Raw genomic sequence first — 16,332 nt, forward strand, 5'->3', positions numbered from 1 at the left:
CAACCTGCGGCAGCATAAACGAAATACCTATCGAAAACAATTCGGGCACAACGAAAGCGAAAACGAAAGATATCGCGTCGGGAACGCTCAGCCGACCCGCGCGTGGTCCGCGAGATAATCGAGGAACACGCGCACCCGGGCTGGCAGTTGTGCGCCCTGGCCGATGAAGACGGCATGGATCGTCTCGGTGTCACCGGGATTCACGTCGGCCAGCACCTCGACGAGCCGGCCGGCGGCGAGGTCCGGCCCGATGTGGAAATGCGACAGACGGGCAAGGCCCGCCCCGGCGAGCGCGAGCCGGCGCGCGCTCTCGCCGTCGCCGACGAGGACATTGCCCACGGGCGGCACGGTGACGGTCGCGCCTGAAGCGTCGCGAAAAGGCCAGCCGGCGACGAGGCGGGTGAAGTTGAAGGCGATGCGGTTGTGCCTTTCGAGCTCCTCGAGCGTCGCCGGCGCGCCGTGGCGGGCGAGATAGTCCGGCGAGGCGACGACGGCCATGCGGCTCTCGCCGAGCTTGCGGGCGATGAGGGGCGAGGCGCGCATGGGCCCGACGCGGATGGCGACGTCGGCGCGCTCGTCGATGAGGTCGATGACCATGTCGGTCGCGACGATGTCGAGGGTGATCTCGGGATACAGCGTGAGGAAGCCGGGCACAAGCGGCATCAGCCAGTGCAGCCCGAAGGGCACGTTGCTGTTGACGCGCACCCGCCCGCGCGGCACGGCGCCCGCCGCCACCTCGCGCTCGGCTTCCGCGATCGCGGCGAGGACGGCGCGGCAGCGGCCGTAGAACGCCTCGCCCTCGGGCGTGAACCGCAGCTGGCGCGTGGAGCGGTGCACGAGCCGCGCGCCGAGCCGACCTTCGAGCCGCGCCACGAGCTTGCTGACCGCCGAGGGCGTCATGCCGATGCGGCGCGCCGCGGCCGAGAAGCCGCCGAGCTCGACGACGCGCGCGAAGACCTCCATCTCGCCGGAGCGGTTGATGTCGAGACGACTCATGGCGCCGTTCTATCCCGTTCGATGTGAACTGAAGTCACAGATCCTGTGCCTTCTACCATGCTAGTTCACGCCGCCGGCCGGTTCCATCTCTCACCGCGAGCGGCCGGATGGCCAGACGAGCAGGAGATGGACGATGGAATTCAGGCGGTTGGGAGCATCGGGGCTGAAGGTGCCGGTCCTGTCCTTCGGCGCGGGGACCTTTGCGGGCAAGGGGCCGCTCTTCGGCGCCTGGGGCAACACGGATGCCGACGAGGCGCGCCGTCTCCTCGACATCTGCCTCGAGGCCGGGCTCAACCTGTTCGACACGGCCGATGTCTATTCCGATGGCGCCTCGGAGGAAGTGCTGGGCGAGGCGATCCGCGGCCGGCGCGACAAGGTGCTGATCTCCACCAAGACGGCGCTGCCCATGGGCGAGGGGCCGAACGACGCCGGCTCCTCGCGCGCCCGGCTCGTGAAGGCGACCGAGGATGCGCTGCGCCGCCTCGGCACGGATTACATCGACCTCCTGCAGCTGCACGCCTTCGATGCCGGCACCCCCGTGGAGGAAGTGCTGGCGACGCTGGACGCGCTCGTGCGCGCCGGCAAGGTGCGCTATGTCGGTGTCTCCAACTTCGCCGGCTGGCAGCTCATGAAGTCCCTTGCCCTTGCCGAGCGGCATGGCTGGCCGCGCTACGTGGCCCATCAGGCCTATTATTCGCTCGTCGGCCGCGACTACGAGTGGGACCTGATGCCGCTTGCGCAGGACCAGGGCGTCGGCGCCCTCGTCTGGAGCCCGCTCGGCTGGGGCCGCCTGACCGGCAAGATCCGCCGCGGCGCGCCCGTGCCCGCTGGCAGCCGCCTCAACGAAACCGCCGATTTCGGCCCGCCGGTGCCGGAGGAGCGGCTCTACCGCGTCGTCGACGCGCTCGACGAGATCGCCGCCGAGACCGGCCGCACGGTGCCGCAGATCGCCCTCAACTGGCTCATCGCGCGCCCGACGGTGGCCTCCGTCATCATCGGCGCGCGCAACGAGGCGCAGCTGCGCGACAACCTCGGCGCCGTGGGCTGGCACCTCACTGCCGAGCAGATGGCGAAGCTCGACGCGGCGAGCCGCGTGACGCCGCCCTATCCGCATTTCCCCTATCACCGGCAGGAGGGTTTTGCGCGGCTCAACCCGCCGATGGTGTGAGGGCGGTTCCGCCCCGCGCCGGGGTGCAGGAGCGATGCGGCCGGCGATTGTGGTAAAGGACGGGCGGCGGCCCCCCTCCCGGCCGTCGCCGCCTTGGAAAGCTTCGATGCCCGATAGACCCGCCGTGCTCTTCGTCTGCCTTGGCAACATCTGCCGCTCGCCGCTGGCGGAGGCGGCCATGCGGGCCGAGGCGTCGCGGGCGGGGCTCGACCTCCTCGTCGATTCGGCCGGCACGGGGCACTGGCACGTCGGCAAGGCGCCCGACAGGCGGGCGCAGGCCGTGGCCGCCCGCAACGGCATCGACATCAGCGGCTATCGCGCCCGGCAGGTGGTGCGCGAGGACTTTTTGCATTTCACCCATGTCGTGGCGCTCGACCACGACAATCTCGCCCGGCTCCTCGCGTTGCGCCCGGCAGGCGCAGGCGCCGAAGTGAGCCTGCTGCTCGACCACGTTCCCGGCCGCGCCGGCGAGGCGGTGGCTGATCCCTATTACGGCGAAGCGGCCGGCTTCGACACGACCTGGGCGGATGTAACGGCGGGCGCGCGGGGGCTCGTGGCGCGGCTGTCGGGAGTTTTGTGAGGCGGGCGGAAACGGCCGTGCCGGGGGATGGACTCGTCAGCGGTCCGTTCGCGCCACGGATCGCAAGATGATGCCCGGCCGCTCGGGTCTCCACCTTGACATGCCGCTATTTATATAACATGATATATAACATGTTAAATAAAAACTCCTCCGAAGACACGCTACGCTCTCTTGGCCTGATGACGCTCGGCAGCCGGTTGAAGCGGCTCGGCGAGCGGCTCCAGGCGGAGGTGCAGCCGATCCTAAGCGAGCTGGCGCCGCCGGTGGCCGCGGGCCAGCATCCGCTCCTGGCGGCGCTGTCGAAGCACGGCGCGCTGACCGTGGGCGAGCTCGCGGCGCTGCTCGGCGTCGCGCAGCCGGGGATCACCCGGGCTGTCGGGCAGCTCGCCGGGATCGGCCTCGTCGCGGTCACCACCGCGGCGGAAGACGGCCGCCGGCGGCTCGTCTCCCTCTCGCCGGACGGGGTGGCCTTCGTGGCTGCGGCGCGGGAGGGCGTCTGGCTCCGCGTCGAGAAGGCGGTGGCCGATCTTTGCGCGGGATTCGGCGACGAGCTTCTGGCGCATATCGGCAGCATCGAGGACGGGCTCGCGCGAAAGCCGCTGACGGCGCGTGCCGTGGAGGAGCGACAGGATGACCTCGCATGAGCTCGATCGCCCGGCCTGGGCTTCGCTGACCTCGCGGCACCAGGCCTTCGCCGACGGAGATGCGAAGGCGCGGCGGTATCGCACTTCGATCGTGCCGTTCGCGGCAAGCGCCGACGACAGCCCGGAAAGCCTCGAAGCGCTCGGGACCCTGCTGGAGCCGGGCGACACGGCAGTCCTCCTGCAGGCCGGCGAGATCCGCCTGCCCGCGAGCCTTCGCGCGATCAGGCGCGCCGAAGGCGTCCAGATGCTGGCCGACGGCGGCCACGCGCCCTTCGAGGACGACAGGATCGCGCGGCTCACGCCGGCGGATGCCGAGGACATGCTGGCGCTCGCCGCGCTGACCGAGCCCGGCCCGTTCACCTTGCGGGCGCTCGACATCGGCCGCTTCTGGGGCGTGCGCGAGAACGGCCGGCTGGTCGCCATGGCCGGCGAGCGCATGGCCCAGCCGGGTCACGTCGAACTCAGCGGCGTCTGCACCCATCCCGAAGCAAGGGGCCGCGGCCTCGCCCGTCTGCTGTCGCGCTACGTGGCGGGACGGATCGCGGAAAGTGGAGACCGGCCCTACCTGCACGCCTTCGCCAGCAACACGGCCGCCATCCGCCTCTACGCATCGATCGGCTTCACCTTGCGCACGACGATGCAGGTCGCGGTGATTGAGCGCGTGGATGATTGATGTGGTGGTGTTGTGAGTGTGTGCGCAGAATGGCACTGCCCCGAGGGGCCGGGTGGGGCTCGATCATTTCGGCGATTGGGCGGCGCGGGCACAAGTTGTGGTGACGAAAGGCGTTGTTTACTGTTGAGTGGGCATGATGCATCCAAATTGTGGATAACTGCGAGCGGGGGGAGCGTCGCTGTGCCGTTGCCATCTTTTGACTTGCGCGGCCTGCTTCCGCCCTTCGTAGGCATCGACGCTACCACTTCGGATCGGTCGCCATACTGGGCCAGCTTGCCGGAGCTTGCGGACGCGTTCGGGACAACCCCGCATCGTCGCCGGTTGCTCCGGAACTTGATTTCATATCGCAGCCTGCTCGCCGAGGGGGGCTATGTCGGCGGAGTCCAGTTCATCGACGGCAGCTTCGTTGAGAATATCGAGATGGTCGCGGGTCGGAACCCAACCGACATCGATGTCTTCAGCATCTTAAATGTGCCCTCAAAGTATCGGGATAACCCCTCGCTTTGGCCTTCCACAGGCCTCTCCTTCTGGCAGGGTGAGGTAATCGACCGCGACCGTAATAAGCAGCGCTTCGATCTCGACACGTACGCGGTGATCTTCGAGGACCTACATGCGCGACCGGCGCTCCTCATCCGCGACATAATCTACTGGTACAGCCTGTTCTCCCATCAGCGTGGCACGTTTGCGTGGAAGGGTTTCGTTGGGCTCGTCCTCGACCCTGCCAGCGACCAAGCCGCGCTCTCCGCGTTGGGGAGCGCATGATGCCAACCTTACTGTCCATCGAAGCTCTGGAAGCCGACAAGCTCTATGTCGAGCGGCAGCTTGCCGGCACTGACGAAAGCCCGTGGGGCACGGCGCGTCTGATGTGGCAGAACCGGCTGGCGGAGATCAATCAGCAGATCGCGGAGCTTGCTCTCACAAAATCGAACTACGCGACGGTTGCGTTGATCTTCGACGGTAGCCCCGTAATCGGCTCGGGAGACATTCGACTCGATTTCACGACCGAAGCTCTCGACAGCTATCAGAAAGTCGTTGCGTTGACGCTGGCGGCACGCAATGGCGTCGAAATGTCTGACCGTGGTCGCTTGCCGGGCGGTGAGCAGGCACGCTTGTTTATTCGCGACCTAGGCCGTAGACTCATAACCGCGTAGCCAGATGCGGATGGACGCGAGCTTCACGGCGGCGAGGAAGTTTTCCGCCGTCTTGTCGAAGCGGGTGGCGATACGGCGGAAGTGTTTGATCTTGTTGAAGAAGCGCTCGACGAGGTTGCGCGCCTTGTAGAGGTGCCTGGAGAAGCAGATCGGGTCCTTGCGGTTGCGCTTGGGCGGGATGTTCGCCCATGCGTTCCGCTCGGCGACGGCAGCGCGCAGGTCGTTGGCGTCGTATCCCTTGTCGGCCAGCAGCATTGAGCCCGGCGCGAGATGCCCGATCAGGTCTTTGGCACTCGCGAGGTCGCTGGCTTGGCCTGCCGTGAGCTTGAGGAGGATCGGCCTGCCTCGGCTGTCGACGAGCGCGTGGAGCTTGGTCGTGAGCCCGCCTCGGGAGCGACCCAGACATCGATCGACACCCCCCTTTTTGCCGTCGCCCCGTGCTGGTGGACGCGGACGACAGAGGTGTCGATCATCTGCACGTCACCATCGTAAGCCCTTGTGATCGCGTCCATGAGCCGATCCCAGACGCCCGCCTTCCGCCATCGGTTGAAGCGGTTGTAGATCGTGGTCGGCGGCCCGTAGCGCGCCGGCATGTCCGCCCACGGCGCGCCCGAGCGCAGGCACCAGAAGATGCCATTGAGCACCCGCCGGTCATCCACGCGAGGCACGCCCCGCGACTTGTTGGGAAGGTGAGGCCGGATCGCCTCCCATTCGAAATCCGTCAGATCGTAGCGGCCCATCGCAAAGCTCCCGAAAAGGAGCTTGAATCACAATCGCCACCGTCAGGGAACCCAGAGCCGTTTATGGGTTTACGGCCTAGTGCGCGGCTCCATGGGGTTCATCCTTGAGGAAATCCCTCCAGGTCAACATGAGATACTGCCAACCCAACTTAAGGGAGCGGTGGAGGACACCACGCAGCTTATCTCAACGTTGAGCAGCGCGACGGATGAGGAGTTCGAGACGACGCTTGCGGGAACGCAACCGAGGCTAGTGGCCGCCATCCAGAAATTTGCCAAAGTGCTCCATGAGGCGGGCGCCAGCACGCGCATTGTCGGAGAAGATCGACGGCTCTCGTTGTCCACCGACGAAGTTGGGCGGCTGTCGCGTCGCTTGGGCGAGGTGGAGGTTTCGGAAGACGTACAGTCCATCGATGGCGTGCTGCTGGGCGTCCTACCCGAAGCGCGGAAGTTCGAGCTGAAGCTGCCGGGCGAAGGCGGGCCAATAATGGAGGGGGCAGTCTCCGAAGATCTCGCCCTCAAATACACTTCCGACGCAGCATTCAAGGAGCGGCTATTGCTCCAGTCAGTTCGTGCTCAGGTAAAAATCGTCCGCACGAGACGCAACGGACGGCTTGTTCGCGAGAGGTGTGTATTAGAAGCTATTGAGCCATCGGTACCCAAGTCTGGCCACGAAGAGGCTTAAACTAGCCTTTTACGTCACCCTCAAGGCGACGGCTGCCAAAGGGCGGAGCAGATGTCCAAATTCCTAGGATAAAATGGCGCGCCCGAAAGGATTCGAACCTCTGACCCCCAGATTCGTAGTCTGGTGCTCTATCCAGCTGAGCTACGGGCGCAACCAGTGCCGGCTTCACGCGAAGTGTCCGGCGACGAGGCCGTTCAATTAAAGCCTCGCGGGCGGCTTGGCAAGCCCTGCCGTGCGATAATCCTCTGCGTTGTCCACCGGTCGGCCGGCCGGCCGTTCGAAGGCGCGGCTGAGCTGGACGAAACTCGACGTGGCGGGTCCGGCACGCGGCCGCGCGGCCTGCAGGCCCCCCGCTCAGGCGCCGTTGCCGTTCGTGCGGTCCGGCAGGTGGATGCGGAAGGCGGCGCCGGGGCCCTCCTCCTCCAGCACGATGTGGCCGCCGTGCAGAGCGACGAGCTCGGCCGTGATGGCGAGGCCGAGGCCGACGCCGCCGCGCCGGCTCGTGCCCTGGAAGGCCTCGAACAGGTGCTCGCGCGCCTTTGCCGGCACGCCGGGGCCGTTGTCGGCGACGCGGATCACGGTGGAGCGGCCGTCGCGCCGGGCGGCGATGGTGAGGGTCGGCACGGAGGGGCCGGCGCCCGCCTGCGCCAGGGCCTGCACCGCGTTGCGGCCGAGGTTGATGAGGATGCGCGAGAGCTGGTCCGGGTCGGCGTCGACGGTGATGTCCTCGTCCATGTCGACGACGAAGGTGATGCCGTTGCCTGCGAGGTCGAGGAAATCGGCGAGGTCGCGCACCAGCGGCGCCAGCCTGACGACGCGCCGGCGCGGCTGGGGCTCGGCCGCGCGGCCGTAGGCGAGCGTCGCCTCGCAGAAGGCGATGGCGCGCCCCAGCGTCGCGATGAGCTTGGGCGCGACGCGCCGCACCGTCGGGTCCGACAGCTGGCTCAGCCGGTCGGAGAGGAGCTGGGCCGAGGCCAGCAGGTTGCGCAGGTCGTGGTTCACCTTGCTCACGGCGAGGCCGAGGTTGGCGAGGTGCTTCTTCTGCAGGAGCTCGCGCGACAGCGTCTCCTGCATCAGGGCGAGCGCGCGCTCGACCTCGCCGATCTCGTCGCGCCGCTCCGAGGGGCGGATGACCCGCTCCGCATCCTCCGGGTTGTGCTCGAAGGCGGTGACATTGGCCGCGAGCCGGCGCACCGGGCGCACGATGATGAGGTGGAGCGCGAGATAGACGAGGAAGGCCGTGATGCCGGAGATGGCGAGCGACAGGATGAGGATGTTGCGCGAGAAGGTGAGCATTGCCACCCTGAGCGGCCGCTCGTCCATCACGATCTCGACGAAATCCGCCCCGCCCTTGCCGGCCCCGATGACGCGCACCGGTCCCTGGGCCGGAAAGACGAGCGTCTCGAAGGCATCGGCGATCAGCGTCGCCCAGTGGGTGTCGCGCAGGTCGATGACGCGGGCGACCTCGGGCGGCATCTCGGCGGTGGCGAGCAGGCGCCGCGCACCGCCGACGCGCACCGCCACGGCCCGGGCGCCGACGCCGGCGAGCAGCTTCTCCTCGAAGCCGGAGGGAACGCCGCCGGGTGGCACGGCTTCCAGCACCACACCCGCGACCTGCGCGGCGGCGAGCCGGTCGTTCAGCCAGTTGCGGCGGAAGTTGGCGACCGAGGGCACATAGATCAGCACTTCCGCCAGCATGACGAAGAGGCCGGTGAGCACGAGCAGGCGCGCCGACAGGCCGAAACGGACGGACCCGCGCGGGTCACCCGTCGGTGTGCGCTCGCTGTCGATGCTCTCGTCGGGCCTTGCGTCCATGACGCTCCGTCTTCGTCGCTCTGCCTCGTCCGCTCGCGCGCCGTTCAGCCGAAGCGCCGCAGGAAGCCGATGAGCCGCCTCACCATCGGCTTGGCGGCACTCGGCGTATAATATGACATGGCGACGCGCCGCGAGATTTCGGAGAGGGTGGGGTAGGGCACGGTGTGCCCGGCGAGGTCCCTGATCCGGAGATTGCGGGTCATGGCCAGCGTCCAGGGGGTGATGAGCTCGCCCGCACCAGGCGCGGCGATGCCGCAGCCGAGGATGCGCCCGCCGCGGCCGAGGATCACCTTGATCTCGCCCTCTGTCCGCCGCTCCGCCTGGGCCCGGTCGTTCTCGGCCACCGGCCAGCGTAGCACGGTGATGCGTCCGCCGTCCGCCCGCGCCTCCTCCTCCGTCATGCCGACCACGGCGAGTTCCGGATCGGTGAAGGTGACGCGCGGCATCGCCCGCATGTCGACGCGCGGCCTGAGGCGGAAGAGGGCGCTGCGGATCACGAGCCCCGCGTGGTAATTGGCGACATGGGTGAACTGCCGGCCGCCGCCGTCCGGCCCGGCGCAATCCCCGATGGCGTAGACGCGCCGGTTGCTGGTGCGAAGGTGCTGGTCCACGGCGATGCCGCGTTCGTCATGGGCGATGCCGGCCGCCTCGAGCTCGAGCCCATCGGTCGCGGGGCGCCGGCCGGTGGCGACGAGGAGGTGGCTCGCTTTCAGCTCCGTGCGGGTGCCCCGGTTCTCGACGACGAGGCGGATATCGCCATCCTCGCCCGCGACCTCGCTGACGGTGGCGTTCTCGCGGATGGCGACGCCGTCGCGGCGCAAGGCGGCGAGGACATGGGCGGCAAGCTCGGGATCCTCCCGGCCGAGGGCGCGTCCGGCCTCGATCACGGTGACCGGCGCGCCGAGGCGCCGGTGCGCCTGCGCGAGCTCGAGGCCGATGGTGCCGCCGCCGACGATGACGAGATGCTCGGGCCGCCGCGTCAGGTCGAAGGCCGTCTCGTTGGTGAGGAAGGGCACGCTGTCGAGGCCGGCGATGGCCGGCACGGCCGGACGCGAGCCGGTGGCGAGGACGAAGCGGCGCGGCTTCACGATGACGTTGCCCGCTTCCAGCGTGTCGCGGGCCACGAACCGGGCGCTGGCGCGCACCACGCGCACGCCGAGGGCGGTGAAACGCGCCGCCGAATCGTTCGGCGCGATGGCGCCGATGACCGAGTGCACATGCTCGCGCACGCGGGCGTAATTGACCTGCGGGTCGAGCGTGCCAAGGCCGAACGCGCCCGCCTGCCGGATGTCGTGGGCGCGCCTTGCCGCGGCGATCAGGGCCTTCGACGGCACGCAGCCGACGTTGAGGCAGTCGCCGCCCATCTCCCCGCGCTCGATGAGCACCACCGGCACGCCGAAGGCGGCGGCCGCCGCCGCGACCGACAGGCCGGCCGAGCCGGCGCCGACGATGCACAGGTCCGGACGCAAGGTTTCCGCCACGGCACACTCCCAGGTTGCTTCGGAACGAGGGTTACGGGACCGGGCCGTTGTCGTCGAGCCCCTTGTCGAGTCCTTTGTCGAGCCCTTGGAGGCGGCGCGCGAACAGCCGGCGCATCAGCGGCGGCAGGAGGGCGATGAAGCCGAGTGCGCCGAAGGCGATGAAGATGTGCTTGTTGATCAGCGTCTTCTTGTTCAGCGTCAGCGTGCACGCCTCGCGCGCCGCCGCGAGGCAGGCCTCGTAGGCCTCCTGCTGCGCCGCGACCGCGCCATCGAGCCCCGCGCCGGCGAAGGCGAAGGCGAAGGTGCCGGGTACGATGCCGACGATGGTCGTCAGCGCATAGGTGGCGAAGGGCACGCCGAAAAGGGCGGGGGCGATATTGACCAGCCAGAACGGAAAGACCGGCACGAGCCGCAGGAAGAGCATGTAGGCCACGGCGTCGCGGCGGAAGCCGGCGGCAAGCCGCTGCAAGAAGGGCCCGGCCTTTGCCGCCAGTACGTCGCCGAGCGAGGTGCGCGCCACGAGGAAGATGACGAGCGCGCCGCTCGTCGCCGCGACGAGGGCGGCGAGCCCGCCGATCAGCCAGCCGAACAGGAAGCCGCCGAAGATGGTGAGCACAAGCCCGCCGGGCAGCGAAAGGGCCACGACGAGTGCATAGCCGAGGACGTAGGCCACGAGCGCGGCGGCCAGGTTTCCGTCGACATAGTGCTTGAGCTCGACGCGCCGGGCGAGCAACTGGTCGAAGGACAGGTGCCGGTGCAGGCCGAACGCGAGCGCGAGCGCCGTGCCGGCGAGGATGATCGCGAGCGGCAGGAACCGCCGCGCGGGATGCCGCGCCCGGGGGCCGCGCTTCGTGCCCCGATCCCCGTCAGCCCTCATTGCCGGTTCCTTGCCTGCCTGCTTCTCTTGTCCTTGCCGGGCCCGCGGCGAACCACGGGTCAGCCCCCGGAGCAACTTGCCGGAAGATGGCAGGGCCGGCCAGCCCGGCATGGGACGCGTCACCGCCTCGTGATGTCTCGCCGACGACCTCCGTCGGGCCGGCCAATGCGACGTGCCCGTGCATTGACTTTCCCGCCTCCATCCGCCATAAGCCGCGCAGGTTGGGCGGCGCTCGTCGGGGCGCCGCTTGTCGTTCTGCGACAACTCCCGTCGCCTTGCGGCAGCCAACGCAAAAGAACAAGCAGCAGATGTGCCGCGTGACGGCACGCGGCGCCGGGCGGTCCCACCGGATCGACGGCGTCCACGATCGGAGATGAGGCCGTGAAGAGGACCTACCAACCGAGCAAGCTCGTGCGCAAGCGTCGCCACGGCTTCCGCGCGCGGATGGCGACGAAGGGCGGGCGCAAGGTGATCGCGGCGCGTCGCGCGCGCGGCCGCAAGCGTCTGTCGGCCTGAGGCCGCCCCGCGGCGATGCCATGCAGGGCGCTCCGGCAGCCGGACGGCGGCGCGGGCGCCTGCCCCGCCTGCGCAAGCGCGCCGAGTTCAAGGCGGCGGCGTGCGGCCGACGGTTTCACACGAGCCGCATGAGCGTCCAGGCCTTGCTGCGCGGCGCGCAGCCCCGCGGAGGCATCATTCCCGCGGGTCCACGTTTCGGTCTCACGGTCACGAAGAAGACCGGAGGTGCCGTCGAGCGCAATCGCATCCGGCGGCGCCTGCGGGCCGCGCTCGGCGCACTCGCTCCGCGCTGGCCGCAGGCCGACATCGATTTCGTGGTGGTGGCCCGGCGCGACGCCTTGACGGCTCCCTTTCCGGCCCTTGTCGAGGATCTCGACCGGGCCCTTGCGACCCTGACAGAAAAGACCACATCCACAACGTTCGGCGCGAAGCGTGCCCGGGCGCAGTCGGCGTTGGCCGCGGCACCTTTTCCCGGAACTGAAACGGATCGTCCATGACCGGCGATAACAAGAACCTGCTCTTCGCCATCGTCCTGTCCGTCATCGTCCTGATCGGCTGGAATTATTTCTACGGCGTGCCGCAGATGGAGCAGCAGCGCCGCGAGGCGCAGCAGCAGAGCCTGCAGCAGGGCGAGGCCGGCTCCACGGCGCCCGCACCCTCCGGGGCCGGGGGCACCGCCGCGCCGACGGCGGGGGCGGCGCCTGCGGCGGTCATGACGCGCGAGGCGGCGCTGGCCCAGGCACCCCGCGTCGCTATCGACACGCCGAAGATCGCCGGCTCGCTGTCTCTGCGCGGCGCCCGCATCGACGACATCTCGCTCAAGGCCTATCGCGAGACGGTAGATCCGCGCAGCCCCAACATCGTTCTGCTGTCGCCGGCCGGCAGCCCCCATCCCTATTACGCCGAGTTTGGCTGGGTGACCGGTGCGGGCACGGCCGTGAAGGTGCCCGACGCCAACACCATCTGGAGCGCGGACCGGGAGCGTCTGACGCCGTCCGAGCCTGTCACGCTCACCTTCGACAACGGCGAGGGCCTGATCTTCCGGCGCCAGATCGCCGTCGACGACAATGCGATGTTCACGGTCACGGATCGTGTCGAGAATACAAGCGGGCAGCCCGTCACGCTCCATCCCTTCGGTCTCGTGTCGCGCCACGGCGTGCCGACGACACAAGGCTTCTACATCTTGCACGAGGGGCTCATCGGCGTCCTCGGCGACGAGGGCCTGAAGGAGGTTTCCTACTCCGGCCTCGAGAAGGATCCCGTCCTTGCCGGCGACACGCGCGGCCAGGTCTACAAGGGCGTGACGGGCGGCTTCATCGGCATCACGGACAAGTATTGGGCGGCGGCCGTCGTCCCCAACCAGGACCAGCCCTATGACGGGCGCTTCTCGGTCTCGCCGGGGGCGCGTGGGCCACGCTTCCAGTCGGACATGCTGGGCGGCCCGCAGACGGTCGCGCCGGGTGCCACGACCGAGGTGACGACCCGCCTCTTCGCCGGCGCCAAGGAAGTCGCGGCCATCGACCATTATGAGCAGGCGCTCGGCATCAAGCGCTTCGACCTGCTCATCGACTGGGGCTGGTTCTACTTCATCACCAAGCCCCTGTTCAGGGTGATCGACTTCTTCTTCAAGCTGTTCGGCAATTTCGGCGTGGCGATCCTCCTCGTCACCGTCATCATCAAGGCCATCTTCTTCCCGCTCGCCAACCGCTCCTACGTGTCGATGGCGAAGATGAAGGCCGTGCAGCCGGAGATGATGGCGATCCGCGACCGCTATGCCGACGACAAGATGAAGCAGCAGCAGGCGCTGATGGAGCTCTACAAGAAGGAGAAGATCAATCCGCTCGCCGGCTGCTGGCCCATCCTCATCCAGATCCCGGTCTTCTTCGCGCTCTACAAGGTGCTCTTCGTCACCATCGAGATGCGCCACGCACCGTTCTTCGGCTGGATCCGGGACCTTGCCGCGCCGGATCCGACGACGGTCTTCAACCTCTTTGGCCTCATCCCGTGGGACCCCTCGCAGGTGCCGGTCATCGGCCACTTCCTGATGCTGGGCATCTGGCCGATCATCATGGGCCTGACGATGTTCGTGCAGATGAAGATGAACCCGGAGCCGACGGACCCCATCCAGAAGACGATGTTCGCCTGGATGCCGGTGATCTTCACCTTCATGCTGGCGTCGTTCCCGGCCGGGCTCGTCATCTACTGGTCGTGGAACAATCTGCTCTCGGTGCTGCAGCAGGGCTTCATCATGCGCAAGAACGGCGTCAAGATCGAGCTGTGGGGCAACCTGCGCAACACCTTCTCGCGACGCGCCAAGGCCTGACCGGGACGAGTCGGCTTCATTTGCGGAAACGCGCCCGGCTTTGGCCGGGCGCACTCCTTTGTTGCAGCGGCGACGGAGCGGGGGACCACCGTCAGCTGACGGGACGGGGACGCGGCAAAAATCACACGCAACCTCGCTCTCATCCGCGGCAACGACGTCGATGCCTTGCGGCGGGCGCGCTGACGGCCTAAGCCTCGGACGATGAACGAGGCAACCGACGACGCCACCGACCATGCCGAGATCGGCCGCAAGCTGTTTGCGGGCGAGGCCGGTTTCATCTGGGCGACCGCCTCCCTCGGCGGCCTGCCGCCCATGGAGGGGCTCGAGATCGCCTTCGCCGGCCGCTCCAACGTCGGCAAGTCGAGTCTCGTCAACGCGCTGACCGGCCGCAAGGCGCTGGCGCGCACCTCGAACACGCCCGGCCGCACGCAGGAGCTCAACTTCTTCCGCATCGGCCCGGAGGACGGGGCCCCGCGCCAGCTGACGCTCGTCGACATGCCGGGCTACGGCTATGCGGCCGTCGGCAAGGAGAAGGTCGCCGCCTGGACCGACCTCATTCACGCCTATCTGCGCGGGCGCGCCAATCTCGCCCGCGTCTATGTGCTCATCGACGCGCGCCACGGCATCAAACCGATCGACGCTGGCGTCCTCGATCTGCTCGACAAGGCGGCCGTCTCCTACCAGATCGTGCTCACCAAGGCCGACGCCCTGTCGCGTGCCGAGCTCGATAAACGGCTTGCGGCGACGGCGGCCGCGCTCGCCAAGCGCGCGGCGGCTTTCCCGGTCGTCCTGCCAACGTCGAGCCGCACCGGCGAGGGCATGACCGAATTGCGCGAGGCGGTGGCGCGGCTGATGGACGAACGCGGCGCGCTTTAGGGTGCCGTAAAGGCGGCGAGGGATCAAAAAGGGGGCGGCATGAGCGACCGGTTCTTTGTCTTCGTCGGCGGGCTCTTCGGCTTCTGGGGTGTCGCCGCGGCGGCCGCCGCGGCGCATATCGCCGGCACCGGCATGCTGGCGACGGCGGCGAGCATCCTCCTCGTCCATGCCGTGCTGCTCGTCGCCCTGCCGGCCGCGCTCAACGCCTGGGTGGCCCACCGGGGGCTGATGCGCGTCGGCGGCTGGCTGCTCGCCGCAGGCGTCCTACTTTTTACCGGTGACCTGACGCTGCGCGCTCTCGTCGATAGCGGCCTTTTCCCGATGGCCGCCCCGGCCGGCGGCATCCTCGTGATGCTCGGCTGGGCGGCGATCGGCACGTCGGGCCTCGTCTCGAGCCGCCTGTGAAGGCGTGCTCCCGTTTGCCATGAGGCGTCGGAGCGGGGGCGACAGCCGCCTCCCGCCCTGCTAAAAGACGGCCTCGCGAAGCACCCTCTTCCTCAACCTGCGCCGCGACACGACATGACCGACCTTCCCGATCTACCCGACGTGCACACCCAGGCCGAGACGCTGGTGCAGGCGCTGCCGCATATGCAGCGCTATGACCAGGAGATCGTGGTCATCAAGTACGGCGGCCATGCCATGGGCGACGCCGCGGCAGCGGAGGATTTCGCCGAGGATGTCGTGTTGCTCGAGCAGTCCGGTGTCAAGCCGATCGTCGTGCACGGCGGCGGCCCGCAGATTGGACGCATGCTGGAGAAGCTCGGCATCAAGTCCGAATTCGCGGCCGGCCTCAGGATCACGGACAAGGCCACCGTCGATATCGTCGAAATGGTGCTCGCCGGCGCCATCAACAAGCAGATCGTCGGCACGATCTCGGCTGAGGGCGGCAAGGCCATCGGCCTGTGCGGCAAGGACGGCAACATGGTCGTTGCCCGCAAGGTGACGCGCACGGTGGTCGATCCTGATTCGAACATCGAGAAGATCGTCGACCTTGGCTTCGTCGGCGAGCCCGAGAAGGTCGACCGCACCGTGCTCGACGCGGTGCTCAAGGCCGAGCTCATCCCGGTGCTCGCGCCCGTCGCCGTCGGCCACGACGGGGCGACCTACAACGTCAATGCTGATACCTTCGCCGGGGCTATCGCCGGGGCCATGCGCGCCAAGCGCCTCCTCCTGCTCACCGACGTGCCGGGCGTGCTCGACAAGGACAAGAACCTCCTGCCCGAGCTCACGGTGGAGGACTGCCGCCGCCTCATCGCCGACGGCACCATCACCGGCGGCATGATCCCCAAGGTCGAGACCTGCATCTATGCGCTGGAGCAGGGCGTCGAGGGGGTCGTCATCCTTGATGGCAAGGTGCCGCATTCCGTGCTGCTCGAGCTCTACACGGACCACGGCGCCGGCACGCTCATCCGCCGTTGACAGGCGGCGGCGACGGCCGGCGAAACGGGCGAGGCACGGCGGACCATGGCGACGGGCTATCTCTATCTCCTCATCGCCATCGTCGGTGAGGTCATCGCCACGTCGGCGCTGAAGGCGTCCGAGGGCTTCAGCAGGCCGTTGCCGTCCCTCGTCACCGTCGTCGGCTACGGCATCGCCTTCTACTGCCTGTCGCTGACGCTGCGCACGATCCCGGTCGGCATTGCCTATGCCATCTGGAGCGGCATCGGCATCGTGCTCATCTCGCTCGTTGGCCTCGTAGCCTTCCAGCAGACGCTCGATGTGCCGGCGCTCCTCGGCATCGGCCTCATCCTGGCCGGTGTCGTCGTCATCAACGTCTTCTCCTCCTCCGTGCCGCATTGAGGCCCCCGGC

General features: G+C 68.3%; 19 protein-coding genes and 1 tRNA gene. 14 read left to right on the top strand and 6 right to left on the bottom strand.

The genetic code is table 11. The annotated features are described in order from the left end of the window. Positions 1–87: 87 nt before the first annotated feature. Positions 88–996 (bottom strand): LysR family transcriptional regulator, encoded by a 909-nt coding sequence (locus BOQ54_RS01315; protein WP_071923102.1) that lies wholly within the window; start codon positions 994–996, stop codon positions 88–90. Between the two features lie 133 nt (positions 997–1,129). On the opposite strand from BOQ54_RS01315, the gene BOQ54_RS01320 reads away from it, so the two are divergent. The 6 genes from BOQ54_RS01320 to BOQ54_RS01345 all read left to right on the top strand — a co-directional run bounded on the left by BOQ54_RS01320 (position 1,130) and on the right by BOQ54_RS01345 (position 5,212). Then, on the top strand, positions 1,130–2,164 hold the full coding sequence (locus tag BOQ54_RS01320; protein WP_071923103.1) for an aldo/keto reductase: 1,035 nt from the start codon (positions 1,130–1,132) through the stop codon (positions 2,162–2,164). Positions 2,165–2,270: 106 nt separating this feature from the next. Continuing rightward, positions 2,271–2,744: a low molecular weight protein-tyrosine-phosphatase gene (locus tag BOQ54_RS01325; protein ID WP_071923104.1), complete on the top strand. Its 474-nt coding sequence runs from the start codon at positions 2,271–2,273 to the stop codon at positions 2,742–2,744. Between the two features lie 131 nt (positions 2,745–2,875). Then, entirely contained in the window at positions 2,876–3,388 is a 513-nt protein-coding gene (locus tag BOQ54_RS01330; protein ID WP_055459591.1) for a MarR family winged helix-turn-helix transcriptional regulator, read from the top strand. Then, positions 3,375–4,061: a GNAT family N-acetyltransferase gene (locus BOQ54_RS01335; RefSeq protein WP_071923105.1), complete on the top strand. Its 687-nt coding sequence runs from the start codon at positions 3,375–3,377 to the stop codon at positions 4,059–4,061. Before BOQ54_RS01330 ends, BOQ54_RS01335 begins: the two co-directional genes overlap by 14 nt. 201 nt (positions 4,062–4,262) lie before the next feature. After that, the gene (locus BOQ54_RS01340) at positions 4,263–4,823 is read left to right on the top strand and encodes a DUF6932 family protein (protein WP_245316258.1); all 561 of its coding nucleotides are present in this window, start codon (positions 4,263–4,265) and stop codon (positions 4,821–4,823) included. Beyond that, positions 4,823–5,212: a hypothetical protein gene (locus BOQ54_RS01345; RefSeq protein WP_063186899.1), complete on the top strand. Its 390-nt coding sequence runs from the start codon at positions 4,823–4,825 to the stop codon at positions 5,210–5,212. The genes BOQ54_RS01340 and BOQ54_RS01345 overlap by 1 nt, the downstream gene beginning before the upstream one ends. Here BOQ54_RS01345 and BOQ54_RS19385 read toward each other — a convergent pair. Then, a protein-coding gene (locus tag BOQ54_RS19385) for an IS5 family transposase (protein WP_145979701.1) occupies positions 5,186–5,952 on the bottom strand; the annotation gives its coding sequence in 2 pieces (ribosomal slippage) (positions 5,186–5,628 and positions 5,628–5,952; 768 coding nt in all). The two genes, BOQ54_RS01345 and BOQ54_RS19385, sit on opposite strands and share 27 nt — an antisense overlap. A gap of 22 nt (positions 5,953–5,974) precedes the next feature. On the opposite strand from BOQ54_RS19385, the gene BOQ54_RS01360 reads away from it, so the two are divergent. Then, entirely contained in the window at positions 5,975–6,634 is a 660-nt protein-coding gene (locus tag BOQ54_RS01360; RefSeq protein WP_145979702.1) for a hypothetical protein, read from the top strand. A 74-nt stretch (positions 6,635–6,708) separates the two neighbouring features. On the opposite strand, the gene BOQ54_RS01365 is transcribed toward BOQ54_RS01360, so the two are convergent. The 4 genes from BOQ54_RS01365 to BOQ54_RS01380 form a co-directional block, all read right to left on the bottom strand. Continuing rightward, a tRNA-Arg gene (locus tag BOQ54_RS01365) sits at positions 6,709–6,785 on the bottom strand. A gap of 203 nt (positions 6,786–6,988) precedes the next feature. Next, positions 6,989–8,449, bottom strand: a complete 1,461-nt coding sequence (locus BOQ54_RS01370) for a sensor histidine kinase (RefSeq protein WP_082464819.1) — start codon at positions 8,447–8,449, stop codon at positions 6,989–6,991. A 44-nt stretch (positions 8,450–8,493) separates the two neighbouring features. After that, positions 8,494–9,930 carry a dihydrolipoyl dehydrogenase family protein gene (locus tag BOQ54_RS01375; RefSeq protein WP_071923108.1) on the bottom strand — a complete coding sequence of 479 codons (1,437 nt, stop codon included), beginning with the start codon at positions 9,928–9,930 and terminating at the stop codon, positions 8,494–8,496. A 31-nt stretch (positions 9,931–9,961) separates the two neighbouring features. Next, positions 9,962–10,807, bottom strand: coding sequence for a TVP38/TMEM64 family protein (locus BOQ54_RS01380; RefSeq protein WP_063186560.1), 846 nt, complete (start codon positions 10,805–10,807; stop codon positions 9,962–9,964). A 381-nt stretch (positions 10,808–11,188) separates the two neighbouring features. On the opposite strand from BOQ54_RS01380, the gene rpmH reads away from it, so the two are divergent. The 7 genes from rpmH to BOQ54_RS01415 all read left to right on the top strand — a co-directional run bounded on the left by rpmH (position 11,189) and on the right by BOQ54_RS01415 (position 16,322). Continuing rightward, positions 11,189–11,323, top strand: coding sequence for a 50S ribosomal protein L34 (gene rpmH, locus BOQ54_RS01385; protein WP_055459595.1), 135 nt, complete (start codon positions 11,189–11,191; stop codon positions 11,321–11,323). A gap of 20 nt (positions 11,324–11,343) precedes the next feature. Further along, a complete protein-coding gene (gene rnpA / locus BOQ54_RS01390) occupies positions 11,344–11,820 on the top strand; it encodes a ribonuclease P protein component (protein WP_063186563.1) in 477 nt (158 codons plus the stop codon). Continuing rightward, positions 11,817–13,646: a membrane protein insertase YidC gene (yidC, locus tag BOQ54_RS01395; protein ID WP_063186565.1), complete on the top strand. Its 1,830-nt coding sequence runs from the start codon at positions 11,817–11,819 to the stop codon at positions 13,644–13,646. Before rnpA ends, yidC begins: the two co-directional genes overlap by 4 nt. A 201-nt stretch (positions 13,647–13,847) precedes the next feature. Then, the gene (gene yihA, locus BOQ54_RS01400; protein ID WP_071923109.1) at positions 13,848–14,522 is read left to right on the top strand and encodes a ribosome biogenesis GTP-binding protein YihA/YsxC; all 675 of its coding nucleotides are present in this window, start codon (positions 13,848–13,850) and stop codon (positions 14,520–14,522) included. 39 nt (positions 14,523–14,561) lie between these two features. Then, complete coding sequence (locus BOQ54_RS01405; RefSeq protein WP_055459599.1) at positions 14,562–14,927, top strand: DUF423 domain-containing protein; 366 nt, start codon at positions 14,562–14,564, stop codon at positions 14,925–14,927. Positions 14,928–15,041: 114 nt separating this feature from the next. Further along, positions 15,042–15,941 (top strand): acetylglutamate kinase, encoded by a 900-nt coding sequence (gene argB, locus BOQ54_RS01410; protein ID WP_055459600.1) that lies wholly within the window; start codon positions 15,042–15,044, stop codon positions 15,939–15,941. Between the two features lie 45 nt (positions 15,942–15,986). After that, entirely contained in the window at positions 15,987–16,322 is a 336-nt protein-coding gene (locus BOQ54_RS01415) for a DMT family transporter (protein WP_055459601.1), read from the top strand. The last annotated feature ends 10 nt before the right edge of the window (positions 16,323–16,332 follow it).

It is taken from the genome of Chelatococcus daeguensis (assembly GCF_001887265.1).
GTDB classification, from domain to species: Bacteria; Pseudomonadota; Alphaproteobacteria; order Rhizobiales; family Beijerinckiaceae; genus Chelatococcus_A; species Chelatococcus_A sambhunathii.

Excerpts from the sequence above, each read along its gene's own strand:
- BOQ54_RS01315 (WP_071923102.1), bottom strand. The coding sequence starts at position 996 with ATGAGTCGTCTCGACATCAACCGCTCCGGCGAGATGGAGGTCTTCGCG.
- BOQ54_RS01320 (WP_071923103.1), top strand. The coding sequence starts at position 1,130 with ATGGAATTCAGGCGGTTGGGAGCATCGGGGCTGAAGGTGCCGGTCCTG.
- BOQ54_RS01325 (WP_071923104.1), top strand. The coding sequence starts at position 2,271 with ATGCCCGATAGACCCGCCGTGCTCTTCGTCTGCCTTGGCAACATCTGC.
- BOQ54_RS01330 (WP_055459591.1), top strand. The coding sequence starts at position 2,876 with ATGTTAAATAAAAACTCCTCCGAAGACACGCTACGCTCTCTTGGCCTG.
- BOQ54_RS01335 (WP_071923105.1), top strand. The coding sequence starts at position 3,375 with ATGACCTCGCATGAGCTCGATCGCCCGGCCTGGGCTTCGCTGACCTCG.
- BOQ54_RS01345 (WP_063186899.1), top strand. The coding sequence starts at position 4,823 with ATGCCAACCTTACTGTCCATCGAAGCTCTGGAAGCCGACAAGCTCTAT.
- BOQ54_RS01370 (WP_082464819.1), bottom strand. The coding sequence starts at position 8,449 with ATGGACGCAAGGCCCGACGAGAGCATCGACAGCGAGCGCACACCGACG.
- BOQ54_RS01380 (WP_063186560.1), bottom strand. The coding sequence starts at position 10,807 with ATGAGGGCTGACGGGGATCGGGGCACGAAGCGCGGCCCCCGGGCGCGG.
- rnpA (WP_063186563.1), top strand. The coding sequence starts at position 11,344 with ATGCAGGGCGCTCCGGCAGCCGGACGGCGGCGCGGGCGCCTGCCCCGC.
- yidC (WP_063186565.1), top strand. The coding sequence starts at position 11,817 with ATGACCGGCGATAACAAGAACCTGCTCTTCGCCATCGTCCTGTCCGTC.
- yihA (WP_071923109.1), top strand. The coding sequence starts at position 13,848 with ATGAACGAGGCAACCGACGACGCCACCGACCATGCCGAGATCGGCCGC.
- BOQ54_RS01405 (WP_055459599.1), top strand. The coding sequence starts at position 14,562 with ATGAGCGACCGGTTCTTTGTCTTCGTCGGCGGGCTCTTCGGCTTCTGG.
- argB (WP_055459600.1), top strand. The coding sequence starts at position 15,042 with ATGACCGACCTTCCCGATCTACCCGACGTGCACACCCAGGCCGAGACG.
- BOQ54_RS01415 (WP_055459601.1), top strand. The coding sequence starts at position 15,987 with ATGGCGACGGGCTATCTCTATCTCCTCATCGCCATCGTCGGTGAGGTC.